The sequence below is a fragment of the Propionivibrio sp. genome (genome assembly GCF_016790145.1).
In the GTDB taxonomy this organism is placed as follows: Bacteria; Pseudomonadota; Gammaproteobacteria; order Burkholderiales; family Rhodocyclaceae; genus Propionivibrio.
This window is the reverse complement of sequence record NZ_JAEUOI010000037.1, coordinates 1-12,596: the sequence shown is the minus strand read 5'-3', so window position 1 is coordinate 12,596 and position 12,596 is coordinate 1. Positions and strand designations below refer to the sequence as shown.

At 62.8% G+C, this 12,596-nt stretch carries 13 protein-coding genes; 11 read left to right on the top strand and 2 right to left on the bottom strand.

What is annotated here, in order from left to right; translation table 11 throughout:
• Positions 1-253: MerR family transcriptional regulator (locus JNM42_RS03865; RefSeq protein ID WP_294266457.1), on the bottom strand; the 253-nt coding region annotated here is incomplete at its 3' end.
• 512 nt (positions 254-765) lie between these two features.
• On the opposite strand from JNM42_RS03865, the gene JNM42_RS03860 reads away from it, so the two are divergent.
• The 11 genes from JNM42_RS03860 to JNM42_RS03810 all read left to right on the top strand — a co-directional run bounded on the left by JNM42_RS03860 (position 766) and on the right by JNM42_RS03810 (position 11,775).
• Positions 766-930, top strand: coding sequence for a hypothetical protein (locus JNM42_RS03860; RefSeq protein ID WP_294266454.1), 165 nt, complete (start codon positions 766-768; stop codon positions 928-930).
• 11 nt (positions 931-941) lie between these two features.
• The gene (locus JNM42_RS03855; RefSeq protein ID WP_366504398.1) at positions 942-1,277 is read left to right on the top strand and encodes a YnfA family protein; all 336 of its coding nucleotides are present in this window, start codon (positions 942-944) and stop codon (positions 1,275-1,277) included.
• A gap of 192 nt (positions 1,278-1,469) precedes the next feature.
• Positions 1,470-1,814, top strand: a complete 345-nt coding sequence (locus tag JNM42_RS03850) for a DUF2946 family protein (protein ID WP_294266450.1) — start codon at positions 1,470-1,472, stop codon at positions 1,812-1,814.
• Between the two features lie 115 nt (positions 1,815-1,929).
• Positions 1,930-3,249: a TolC family protein gene (locus tag JNM42_RS03845; protein WP_294266447.1), complete on the top strand. Its 1,320-nt coding sequence runs from the start codon at positions 1,930-1,932 to the stop codon at positions 3,247-3,249.
• Positions 3,250-3,305: 56 nt separating this feature from the next.
• Positions 3,306-4,556: an efflux RND transporter periplasmic adaptor subunit gene (locus tag JNM42_RS03840; RefSeq protein ID WP_294266444.1), complete on the top strand. Its 1,251-nt coding sequence runs from the start codon at positions 3,306-3,308 to the stop codon at positions 4,554-4,556.
• Between the two features lie 9 nt (positions 4,557-4,565).
• Entirely contained in the window at positions 4,566-7,658 is a 3,093-nt protein-coding gene (locus JNM42_RS03835) for a CusA/CzcA family heavy metal efflux RND transporter (RefSeq protein WP_294266441.1), read from the top strand.
• Positions 7,655-8,152, top strand: a complete 498-nt coding sequence (locus tag JNM42_RS03830; RefSeq protein ID WP_294266437.1) for a hypothetical protein — start codon at positions 7,655-7,657, stop codon at positions 8,150-8,152. The genes JNM42_RS03835 and JNM42_RS03830 overlap by 4 nt, the downstream gene beginning before the upstream one ends.
• Positions 8,149-8,472 carry a P-II family nitrogen regulator gene (locus JNM42_RS03825; protein WP_294266434.1) on the top strand — a complete coding sequence of 108 codons (324 nt, stop codon included), beginning with the start codon at positions 8,149-8,151 and terminating at the stop codon, positions 8,470-8,472. The genes JNM42_RS03830 and JNM42_RS03825 overlap by 4 nt, the downstream gene beginning before the upstream one ends.
• Before the next feature lie 77 nt (positions 8,473-8,549).
• A complete protein-coding gene (locus JNM42_RS03820; RefSeq protein ID WP_294266432.1) occupies positions 8,550-11,162 on the top strand; it encodes a heavy metal translocating P-type ATPase in 2,613 nt (870 codons plus the stop codon).
• Entirely contained in the window at positions 11,159-11,407 is a 249-nt protein-coding gene (locus JNM42_RS03815; RefSeq protein WP_294266429.1) for a cation transporter, read from the top strand. Before JNM42_RS03820 ends, JNM42_RS03815 begins: the two co-directional genes overlap by 4 nt.
• Positions 11,404-11,775: a lipoprotein gene (locus tag JNM42_RS03810; protein ID WP_294266426.1), complete on the top strand. Its 372-nt coding sequence runs from the start codon at positions 11,404-11,406 to the stop codon at positions 11,773-11,775. The genes JNM42_RS03815 and JNM42_RS03810 overlap by 4 nt, the downstream gene beginning before the upstream one ends.
• 437 nt (positions 11,776-12,212) lie before the next feature.
• On the opposite strand, the gene JNM42_RS03805 is transcribed toward JNM42_RS03810, so the two are convergent.
• The coding region (locus tag JNM42_RS03805; protein WP_294266424.1) for a DUF4400 domain-containing protein at positions 12,213-12,596 on the bottom strand (384 nt) is incomplete at its 5' end.

Genomic DNA, 12,596 nt, shown 5'->3' with positions numbered 1-12,596 from the left:
CGATCAGTTGGTCGATATTGCGGCAGTCGCTTTCTGGATGCGCCACAAATGCCAGCAAGCGCTGGATGTCTGCCAGCGAAATATCCAAAGCACGGCAATGGCGGATAAAAGCCAGCCGTTCCACATGCAACGGGGCATAGGAACGGTAGCCGTTTGTGTGACGGGCCGGTGCCGGCAGCAAACCTGCTTTCTCGTAGTAGCGGATAGTTTCGACATCCACGCCAGTGGCTTGCCCGAGTTCACCAATTCTCATCACCCAGCCTTCTTGTGTGTGTTACGGAAAATAATCATTCTACGTGCTTGACCCTGTAGTGGCTCAAAGGTTTCTAATGGCATCAGCGACAAGGTGAACACCATGAAAACCCATCCCGACCCACATCCTTCTAACCCATCATGGTGATTGATTCACCACCCCTGAACATGAAAAAATACGGTTTCGGTAACCTCATCCGATGTTAGAGGCACCAGGGGTGGTGCTTGGCAGAGTGGAGGCGCGCCGATTCGCTCTTTGACTGCCCATCGTGCCACATTCTGGCCGCGAGGTTTTTTTGTTGCCTTTCAGCCATGCTTTTTCACGGTAACGAAGCGTCCGCATCCGGCTGCACAGCCGGATGCGCTACTGCGTCGGTCGTGGCCCCGGATGCCCTCCCGCCAGATGCAGATAACGCAATGTGTAGCTGCACATTTCCGGTACCTCCACACCGAGGATGATCGGCGCCACGCGGCAACGACGGGCAAGGGTACCTTGCGGGAAACGGACACAGGATGAACAGCTATGCGCATGACCACGGCACCGGTGACGAGCACCACGACCACGCGCATGACGAGCCGGTCGCTCCGGGCACCCGCCATATCCAAACGTACCAGCATCCGGCGACCCACCATGCGCATCCGCACTTCCCGGATATGCATCACCGGCATTCGCACTGAAGGCACCCATGATGAAGTTCGCCAGCACCACCGCTCTGTTTGCGTTGACCGCCGTGGCCGAAATCGTCGGCTGCTATCTTCCCTGGCTCGTCCTGAAACAGGGGCGGCCGATCTGGCTGCTCCTCCCAGCGGCGGTATCGCTGGCCTTGTTTGCCTGGCTGCTGACTTTGCATCCGGCAGCGGCCGGTCGGGTGTATGCCGCCTATGGCGGCGTTTACATCGCGGTGGCGATCGGCTGGTTGTGGCTGGTAGATGGCATACGCCCCGACCGTTGGGACGTGATCGGCAGCGGCGTGGCCCTGGCGGGGATGGCGATCATCTACTTCGGCCCACGGGCACCTTCCTGATACGTTCCAAGTACCGCATTCGATGGTGCTTGCGGTTTCGTTCCCGTGTAAAGCCACCAATTTTGTACGACGAGCGATTGCCTTCGCTCAGCCAATGACGAGCGCCATCGTCAAACCGAAGCGAAACACCCGACAGGCGATCGCAACCGCAACTTGCAACCGAATATCCGACTGCTATATACTGCATCGCCCATGAGACGCTTCCTTATCCTACTTCTGATGATCATGCTTTCGCTGAACGCCGCATTCGCTGCGGCGGCCGGCTATTGCCAGCATCAGAAGGAATCTCCGAAGGCAGCGCATTTCGGACACCACATGCATCAACATGATCGTTCGGCGGACAAGTCGACTGACACCGGCTCTCAGATCGATCCCGACTGCGGATTCTGCCACCTGTCGTTCTCGTCGTTTGTACCTGCCTTGTCGCCGATGTTGGGTGATAACAGCCCGCCCCAGCTCCTAGCGCCACCCGTTGCGGAATTCCGTTCCGCCACCGTCGATCCCTTCGACCGTCCACCACTCGCCCGCCTCGCCTGATCCGGCGGGACGCGCTTCACTTTTTTCGTCCTTGACGGCTGACTAAGTCCGCGCCAGCGGGCTGTCGGCGCGTCCCGTCGGATTCTTTGCATGGTTCAACTTGCTGAGGAATTCGATGAACAAGACGCTATTGCTTTCGCTCGGGCTGCTCGCCACGCTGCCCGCATACGCACAAAACTCCCCGTACCCGGCCAAGGCGGTCACCAGTCCGACGCCCGTCGGAAGCGCCGCTATGGCTGCCGAGCTTCCGCTGACCTTGGACCAAGTGTGGCAGCTTGCCGAACAGGCCAATCCCACGCTGAAGAACACGCAGGCCAACCTCACCGCCGCTGAAGGTCTACTCGCCGATACGCAAGGTGTGCTTTGGAACAATCCGCAAATTTTTGCCGAGCGCGTGCGGCGTGAGGTTCCCGATCCGGGGTTTGCTGATCGGACACAGCGCGAGTGGGGCGTCGGTCTGACGCAAACGCTGGAGATTGCCGGCCAGCAGGGTTATCGCCGAACTGCGGCGGAACAGGAACTGGCGGCGCTGCGCGAAATGGTCGAGGAAACGCGACTGCAGTTACGCGCCGACGTCGAGCAGAAATTCATCCGCGTGGTGAGCCTGCAAACGCGGACCGAAATGGAAGAAGGTCTGGTCAAGCTGATTACGGAAAACAGCGCCGTTACCCGCAAGCGTTTTGCCGCCGGGGAGGACACCAAACTCGACGCCAATCTGGCCGAGGTTGAGCTCGGACGGGCACGCAATCAGATCGAGATCGTCGGCGAACAACTGCTCCAGGCGCGCGCCGAATTGGCCACCCTGCTGCAACTGCCAGCGGAGAAATTTCCTGCCGTCAAAGGCGCGCTGACAATTAACCCGGCACTGCCCTATACCTTGGATCAACTGCTGACATCGGCGGCCAGCCGCCCCCGGATGCGCGCGATCGATCATCGCGAACAGGCGGCGCGCAATCGGCTTGGTCTGGAGCGCGCAGCAGCCTACCCGGACGTCACCATCGGACTTGGTTCGGGTCGTGAAGGCCCCGGCGAAGCCCGCGAGAAGCTTGTCGGGCTGAGCGTCTCTGTGCCATTGCCGCTGTTTCGCCGCAATGCCACCGGCATCGGCAAGGCATCTGCGGATCTGACGCAAGCGGAGATCGAGAAACAGGCGGTCGGACGCGATACGCGCGCGCGCGTCCTGGCTCTTTGGCAGAAGCTTGATAGCTTGCGGCAACGGGTTCAGCGACTCGACCAGTCGGTGTTACAGCGTCTCGAAGAAAACCAGCGTCTCGCCACCACTGCCTATCGCGTCGGCGAGATCAGCCTGATCCAGATGCTGCTCGCCACCCGGCAGGCTCTCGACACTCGCCGCGAGGTGCTGGACGCGATGACCGATTACGCCTTGACCCGAAGCGAGCTGGAACAAAGCGCCGGCTGGACGGGCACGAAATGAAACGCGGCGAACGGACCATCGGCCGCCCTACGAACAAACATATCGGAAGAGAAGCCATGAAGACAGCGAAAATGGATCTGGTCATCGCCCTGGCCATCGGCATGACGACCCTCTGCCTCGCGGGCTGCGGCAAGCCCGAGTCGGCACCGACTGCGACGGCAGCGGCGCCGGCCGCACAGAAGCCGGCGGCACCCAGCGGCGCAGCGACGGAAAAGGCGGGCGAGAAGCCTGCCGAGCACGGCGAAGGGGAAGCCTTGAAGCTCAGCGCCGAAGCGATCGAAGCCGCCGGGATCAAGGTCGAAGAACTGGCCGCGCAGGAAATCAGCGAGCAGTTGATCGTCACCGCCACCATCCGCCCCAATCAGGATCGCATCACGCACGTCGCCCCGCGCGTCCCCGGGCGTATCGTCAAGGTCCAGGCGAATCTCGGCGATCAGGTCAAGGCCGGGCAGACGCTGGCTGTGCTCGACAGCCTGGAAGTCGGCGAAGCGCACTCGGCCTACCTTCAGGCCAAGACACAGCTGGCGGTGACCAAGGCCGACTTCGAGCGGGCCGAGAAGCTGCATGGCGACCAGATCATCGCGCAGAAGGATCACCTGCGCGCCCACGCCGAGTACGACAAGGCGAAGGCGTCATTTACGGCAGCCGGCGACAAGTTGCGCATGCTGGGCGTGCACGCGACGCCGGCCGACGATGGCCGTGCCGTATCCACCTTTCCGCTGAGCACGCCGTTTGCTGGAACGGTGATCGAGAAGCACGCCATCCTTGGCGAACTGGCGCCCCCGGACAAGCATGTGTTCACGGTCGCCGACCTCTCGCGCTTGTGGATCGAAGCCAACCTGTTCGAGAAGGATCTCGGCCGCGTCAAGATCGGCGCCGAAGCGATGGTGACCGTCGACGCCTATCCCGGCGAAAGCTTCCAGGGCAAGCTCACCTACATCGCGGCGGTGGTGGACAAGGAGACTCGCACGGTCCAGGCCCGGGTCGAGGTCGCCAATCCGGGCGGCCGACTCAAACCCGAGATGTTCGCCACGGCGTCCATCCGTACCAGCGGGACGAGCGGTATCGCCGACAAAGACAAGGCGCTGCTGCTGCCGCAAGAGGCGGTGGTGCTCATGCAGGGGCAACCGACGGCCTTCGTCGCCGAGGACGGCGGCTTCGAGCCGCGCGTGGTCGAGCTCGGCGACAAACTACGCGACAAGGTGGTGATCAAGAACGGGCTCAAAGCCGGCGAACGGGTGGTGACGGCCGGAACCTATGCGCTCAAGGCCCGAATGCTCAAGTCGCAAATCGGCGATTCACACTGAGGACCGGCCATGCTCAATTCGATTGTCGATCTGTCGCTGCGGTACAAGGTCCTGGTGCTGGTCGGGTTCCTGCTCATCGTCGTCTTCGGCGTGCAGGCCTTCCGTGCCGTGCCGGTCGATGCCTTTCCGGACGTGACGCCGATCCAGGTGAACGTCTATACCGAGTCGCCCGGTCTCGCCGCCGAAGACGTCGAGAAACTGCTGACCTTCCCGATGGAAACCGCGATGGCCGGCCTACCCGGGGTGGAAGAAATCCGTTCCGTGTCGCTGTTCGGGCTGTCCTTCGTCAGCGTCTATTTCAAGGACGATGTCGATATCTACTTCGCCCGCCGGCTGGTCGGCGAAAAAATGCTCGAAGCCAAGTCGCGAATGCCCGAAGGCTACGGCGAGCCATCGCTGGGGCCGAACTCTTCCGGGCTCGGGCAGGTGTTCTGGTACACCGTCGAATCGGCCGACCAGAAATTATCCGCAATGGACCTGCGCACACTGCAGGACTGGAACGTGCGCCTGCTGCTGCGCACCGCCGCCGGCGTCGACGACGTGACCTCGTGGGGCGGCGACGAGAAGCAGTATCAGGTGTTGATTCAACCGCACAAACTGATCAAATACGGGATCAGCTTCAAGACGGTGATGGAAGCGCTGGCGGCCAACAACCGCCAGGTCGGGGGACAGTACGTGAACCTCGGCCGCGAGCAGTACCTGGTGCGCGGACTGGGACTGGTCGCCGGCACCCGCGATATCGGCAATGTCGTCATCACGCAGCGCGAAGGTTCGCCGATCTATGTTCGCGATGTCGCCGAAGTGAAGGAAGCGCCCGGCCTGCGTTTCGGTGCGGTGACCCGTGACGGCAAGGAAGTCGCTCTCGGCATGGCGCTGGCACGCATCAACGAGAACGCCAAGAACGTCGTCGACGCGGTCAAGGCGAAACTCACGCTGGCCCGGCAGGCGCTGCCCAAAGGGGTGTCCATCAACGCGGTGTACGACCGCACGGAACTGGTCGAAAAGGCACTGACGACCGCCGAGAGCGCGCTGCTCGAAGGCTCGATCCTGGTGGCCATCGTGCTGTTCCTGTTCCTCGGCGAAATCCGCTCGGCGATCGTCGTCGTCGTCACCTTGCCGCTGGCGATGCTCATCGCCTTCATCCTCATGCAATACGTCGGCATGTCGGCCAACCTGATGTCACTGGCCGGGCTGGCAATCGGTATTGGCATGATGGTGGACGGTGCTGTCGTGATGGTCGAGAATGGCTTCCGCCTGCTCTCGCATCAGGCCGGCAAGACAGTGAACCGGACCCACGTCATCCTCGAAGCGGCGCGCGAGGTGATCAATCCGATCGCCTTCGCTATCCTCATCATCATCGTCGTCTTCCTGCCGCTGTTCTCGCTCACCGGGCTGGAAGGCAAGCTGTTCAAGCCGATGGCGCTGACCATCACCTTCGCCATGGTCGGCTCGCTGATCCTGACGCTGACGCTGGTACCGGTGCTCTCGGCGCTGATCCTGAAGCCGATGGAAGAGAAGGATACCTTGCTCGTGCGCTGGGCCAAGCGTCTCTATCTGCCGCTGCTCGACCGGTCGCTGGAGAACAAGAAGAAGGTCCTCGGCGCCGCGGTCGTGCTGCTGGTGGCGGCGCTCGCCACCTTCCCCTTCCTCGGCAAGGAGTTCATGCCGAGCTTGCAGGAAGGCTCGATCATGTTTCGGGTGACCGGCATTCCTTCGACCTCGCTGGAGGAAAGCATTGCCGTGTCCAAGCGCTTCGATGCGCTGCTGAAGCAGAACTTCCCGCAGGTGAAATCGACGCTGGCGACTATCGGCCGTGCCGAAAAAGGCGAGACCGCCGATGTCAATTACATGGAGGTCCTAGTCGAGGTCAAACCCGAGAGCGAATGGCCGAAGAAGCTCAGCATGCCCGCGCTTTCCGGAGAGATGCAGGAGTTCATGGAAAAGGCCATTCCGACGGTCGTCCTGAGCGCCACGCAGCCAATCCAGATGCGCGTCGAGGAACTGATCTCCGGCGTTCGCGCCACCCTGGCCCTGAAGATCTACGGCGAAGACCTGACCACGCTCGACCGTCTGGCCGGTCAGGCGAAAGAGGTGCTCGAAAAAGTTCCTGGCGTCGCCGACCTCGCGCTGGAAGCCAACAAGGGCAAGCCACAACTGATCGTCAAGGTTAATCGCGACGAGGCGGCGCGCTATGGCATCAACGCCGACGAGATCCTCGAAGTCGTTCAGGCCGGCATCGGCGGCAAGAGCGTCAGCACGGTCATCGACGGCGTCAAACGCTTCGACCTCCAGGTCCGGCTCGACGCCGCTTTCCGCGACAGCCCGCAGGCGATCAGCGACATTCCGATCCGCACCCAGTCGGGCGCGCTGGTGCCCTTGTCCCGCGTCGCCACGGTCGAAACCGACGAAGGCTATTCCTTCGTCCGCCGCGAGCAGTTGCAGCGCTATGCCGTGCTGCAGATGGACGTGAAGGGCCGGGACGTGGACGGCTTCGTCAAGGAGGCGGAGGCGAAGATCCGCAGTCAGGTCAAGCTGCCCGAGGGCTACTGGATCGAGTGGGGCGGCGCCTTCGAGAACCAGCAACGGGCCATGGCCCGGCTCGCCGTCATCGTGCCGCTGACCATCGGGCTGATCTTCATCCTGCTCTACACCGCGTTCAACTCGCTGGCCCACGCGGCGCTGATCATCGCCAACGTCCCCTTTGCCGTGATCGGCGGCGTCTTCGGCCTGGCGGTCACCGGGCAGTACGTGTCGGTGCCCTCGGCGATCGGCTTCATCGCCGTGTTCGGCGTTGCGATGCTCAACGGCATCGTCCTGGTCTCCTTCCTCAACGATCGGCGACGAAAGGGTTTCAGCATTCGCGAGGCAGTGCGCGAAGGAGCTGCATTGCGTCTGCGGCCGGTGTTGATGACGGCCTCGGTGGCGATCCTCGGCCTGATCCCGATGCTGCTGTCGCAAGGCGTCGGGGCGGAAACGCAGCGACCGTTGGCGACGGTCGTCGTCGGGGGGCTGTTCACTTCAACGGCACTGACCCTTCTTCTCCTGCCGCTCATGTACGAGTGGCTGGAAACCCGCAGGGAACGCAAGGCGGCATCGGCATGATCGAGACGAAAGGGAAAATCATGAAAGCAAGGACAGCAGTATCGGCGTGTCTGGCAATCCTCGTGCTGACGGCTTGTGCCGGACATTCGCACAGCCTGGTTCGGGAGGACAGCGACCGGGAGATCACGACCGGCATGTTCCGCCACGAAGGGCCAGAGGGATCGTCGATGGCGCTGGAATTTCGCGGGATACGTTTCGAGGCGCGTGGCTTCGCCATCGAGCGTAACCAGAACCTGGCGGAGTTTAAGCGAAGCTACGGAATCGACCGCAAGCATTGGGACCGGATCGCCTCCGGCCTCGATACCGACGATTTCGTGTATGCGGTCAAGCCCGAGTTGCTCGCTGGCAATGGCACGACGCTGCGGTGCTCGGCGGTCTGGCGGTCGGCGATTCCCCCGCCGGGGAATGCGTCACCAGTGACGAGTTGCACGTCAATTTCCGCTTCGAGTAAACCGATGGCAGGACAGGAAACGAACAAAGGAGAAGCGACATGAAAGTGATCAAGGCATTCATTCACCAGCACCGCGCCGCCGACGTGATCCAGGCGCTCAAGGCGGCCGGTGGTGTCTGCAATCTGTTCGTCACCACCGGACAAGGCATGCTCGTGGCCATCGATGCCGGCGAGCAGCACTACTCGATGGATCTCGGCGATACCGTGATCCGGGAGTGCAAGCTGGAACTGCTGTGCGAGGACGAGCAGGTCGATGCGCTGGTGGCGATCGTTCGCCGGCACGCCCGCACCGGGAAGCCGGATGCGGGCTGGGTCTATGTGAAGGATGTCATGCACGCCATTCCCATCGGTGCCCATCAGTAGCCCCCCATTTTTATGCCCCAGCAACTTTGAAGAACGAAAGAACCTCCCATGACAGCGAATATTGAGGAGACCGCGCCATGACCCAACCACTCAAGCTGCGCCTGGACCTGCCGCTCGTCCTGCCCGGCGTGGACGACGCGCAGGACCGCTGCGCAACGCGTCTGACCGACGCACTGTCGGGGCGGCCGGGGATCGCCGAAGCTCATGTCGTCCGTGCAGCGGACGGAGGGCCCCAGCTCTGCATTCACTACGACCCTGATGTCGTCTCGCTGGGCCGCGTTCGTGATCTGGTGCGCTCGACAGGCGCCGACATCAGCACCCGATTCGCGCACCTGGTGCTGCGGGCCGACGAGGCCCTGCACCCGCGGGCCGCGCGCCGCGTTGCCGATGGTCTGCGCGCTGTGCCCGGTGTGCTGGAAGCCGATGTGGCTGGTTCAGGCGCCGTGCGCATCGAGTACGACCTGCAGCAGGTGTCCGAACAGGCCTTGCTTGACAAGGTTGCCATGCTGGGCGTACGCCGCCCGCCCTCTGGTCCTGATCCGGCCACCAAGGTCGCGGCTGCCCCGCCAGAACGCGCGGAGCCGGCAGGCCACAGCCACCCTGGGGAGAAACACGCCGATCACGATCACGCCGGCCATGACCACGCCAAGGGCGCAAAGGGGGTCCAGGGCGGCGCGGATCACGCTCACGGTGGGCCTTTCGGCGAGCAGTCGGAGTTGGTGTTCGCCGCGATGGCGGGACTCGTGCTCCTTGCCGGCTGGCTTTTCGAACGCTTCGGCATCGGGCCGGCGTGGCTGCCCACCGCTTGCTACGTCGCGGGCTACTTCTTCGGCGGGTTCTTCACCGTCAGGGAAGCGTTCGAGAACCTGATGGCACGCCGCTTCGAGATCGACACCTTGATGCTGGTGGCCGCGGTCGGCGCCGCGGCCCTCGGCAAGTGGGCCGAGGGCGCACTGTTGCTGTTCCTGTTCAGCCTGGGGCACTCTCTCGAACACTACGCGATGGGCCGCGCGCGCAAGGCGATCGAGGCGCTGGCCAAGCTGGCGCCCGAGACGGCCACGGTGCGCCGCGACGCCGGCACGCAGGAAGTCGGCGTCGCCGACCTGCAGCTTGGCGACGTGGTCATCGTCAGGCCCAACGAGCGCCTGCCGGCCGACGGCGTGGTTGTGGTCGGCACGTCCAGTATCAACCAGGCGCCCGTCACCGGCGAAAGCGCTCCGGTGGACAAGCGCCCCATCGGCGACGACGCCGCCGCCAAGGCCGCGCTCGCCGCCTTCGACAAGGTCGGGCCCGAGCACCGCGTCTTCGCCGGCACGATCAACGGCTCGGGCGCCATCGAGGTCATGGTGGCGCGTCGTGCCGAACAGTCCACGATGGCCAGGGTTGTCAAGATGGTCACCGAAGCCGAAGCGCAGCGGTCGCCGACGCAGCAGTTCACCGAAAGATTCGAGCGCATCTTCGTTCCAGCGATCCTGGGCCTTGTCGGTCTGCTCATGTTTGCCTGGGTCGTGATCGACGAACCGTTCGCCACCAGCTTCTATCGGGCGATGGCGGTGCTGGTGGCGGCCAGCCCCTGCGCGTTGGCCATCTCGGTGCCGAGCGCCGTGCTTAGCGGCGTGGCTCGCGCCGGCCGCGGTGGTGTGCTGATCAAGGGCGGCGGGCCGCTCGAAAACCTGGGCACACTGACCTCCATCGCTTTCGACAAGACCGGCACGCTCACCGAAGGAAAGCCCAAGCTGACCGACGCCGTGGCCGCTCAAGGCGCAAACGAAGACGAGTTGCTGGCGCTCGCGCTGGCGGTGGAGGAGCACAGTGACCATCCCTTGGCATCGGCCGTGGTGCTGGGCGCCCGCGAGCGGCTGGCCGACCGTGTCAAGCCGCCTGCGGTGGCCGACGTCAAAAGCATCACCGGGCGCGGGGTGCAAGCCCAGGTGGCTGGCGAGACGGTGCACATCGGCAAGCCGGTCCTGTTCTCGGAAATGGCGGGCTCAAGCCTGCCACCGGACGTGGCGGCAGCCAACGACAAGCTCGTCGCCGCAGGCCGCACGACGATGGTGGTGCGCCAAGGCACGCGCTTTCTGGGCGTGCTGGGTGTCATGGACACGCCGCGCCTGGTGGCGGCGCAGGTCATGGCCGAGCTGCGCGCTTTGGGCATCGAACGGCTGATCATGATTTCCGGTGACAACCAGCAGGTGGCGGACGCGGTGGCCAAGACCGTGGGGCTGACCGAAGCACGTGGCGACTTGATGCCCGAGCAGAAGGTGGAGGCGATCAAGGCACTGCGCGATCAACATGGCAAGGTCGCTATGGTCGGCGACGGCGTCAACGACGCGCCAGCGATGGCCAACGCGACGGTCGGCATCGCCATGGGCGCGGCCGGCTCCGACGTGGCGCTGGAGACGGCCGACGTGGCGCTGATGGCAGACGACTTGGCTCAGTTGCCGTTCGCGGTGGGCCTGTCCCGCAGCACCAGCCGCATCATCAAGCAGAACCTGTGGGTCAGCCTGGGTGTCGTCGCGGTGTTGATTCCGGCCACGATCTTCGGTTTGAACATCGGCACGGCGGTGCTGTTCCACGAGGGTTCGACCTTGATCGTGGTGGCCAACGCCCTGCGCCTACTGGCGTACAAGATCGGGACTGCGAAGACGGCGCCGGCCATCGCGACGGCCGCCACCGGAACAGCCGCATGAGCGGCGGCCACGACCACGCGATTCCCGACAGCGGCAACGAGCGCGCACTGTGGATGGTACTCGGCCTCACGTCCATCTTTCTCGTTACAGAAGTCATTGCCGGCATCGTGTTTAAGAGCCTGGCGCTGCTCGCTGATTTGGCCCACATGTTCACCCACGTCGCCGCACTGGCGATTTGCCGTGGCAGCGATCCGGCACCTTCCAGCCACTTCTTTATTCAACGAATGAAAGGAAATATCCCATGAAGAAAATTATCCTAATCGCTGCCGGCATTGCGCTCGGGTTGAGCGCTTGCTCGTCCACCGGCACCCTGCAATCGCCCCGGTCCGATGCGAAGGTCAGCGGCACCATAACGCGCGGTTTCATCGAACCCCATCGCGTCGAGGTCAGCCTCGATGGCAAGACCTATCGTGGCGAATGGCGGACGAGCGATCCGAACAAGGAACAAAAAGCCGCAACGACCTACCCGCACCGGAAACATGTCGGTCAGGTCCAATCGACGCTAAAGGCAGACGATGGCAGCACGGTCGACTGCCGCTGGCTGACACATGGATACACCGCCGAAGGTGCATGCTCAGGCAACGGTCGTGAATATCTGCTGGACTTGAAGTGAATAACGAAATCTGCAAAAACCTGCGCTCGTCTCCCACTTTTTTTGTTTCGACCCATCAAGTCCGGCTGGTTGTTACTCTAGCGACGCGAAGACCTGCGATTTTGCCGTGCAAATTTCGCACGAAGTATGCAGATTAAAAAAGGTGATGTTACATTTCCGGGCTGTCAGCTTCACAAGAATTGAATCGCCGGCTTTCCTAGATGATCTGCAATCGTTCGGCAAGACCAACTCGCCTACGTCCACTGACTAATTGATACCGGTCGCAAAATATCAAGCAGCCAACGTCCGGTCAGGCCGAGGTACCGTCATCGATACCAATCGCCCGACGGTCTCGTTTGAACTGTGATGCTGACATTCAGCGACGTAGCCATGACGCTGACAATCAAAGTGCACCTTTCTTTCGGTTAATCGCACCGATCTCGTCGCAGGGTAATGCCTCATCCACGTCGGTGAAAACACCCCAGCGCCCGCCCGGCCAGTACGCCGACCACTAATGGCACGCACGGGAGCACCAGCGGATGCAGCGCCACCGGCAGCACGAAGCCGATGACCGTTGCGCAGAGGATTATGATCCCCAGGCTGGCGTACAGCGCGAACATCTCGGGATCCTGCTGCAGGAATTCCTTGGCCTTGATGAGCCGCGCGAATCCGCCGTCGAAGACTGCAGCTAAGACGAATACCGCCAGCCAGGGCAGCCATTCGAGCAGGGTGGAGAGTCGATAGCTGGCGAGCAGGAGCAGCGCGTCGACGGCGCGGAAGTAGACGTTGTTGAAGAGGCGCTGGTTGACCGAGGACATCTCCCGGGAAACCGCGCCGTTCAC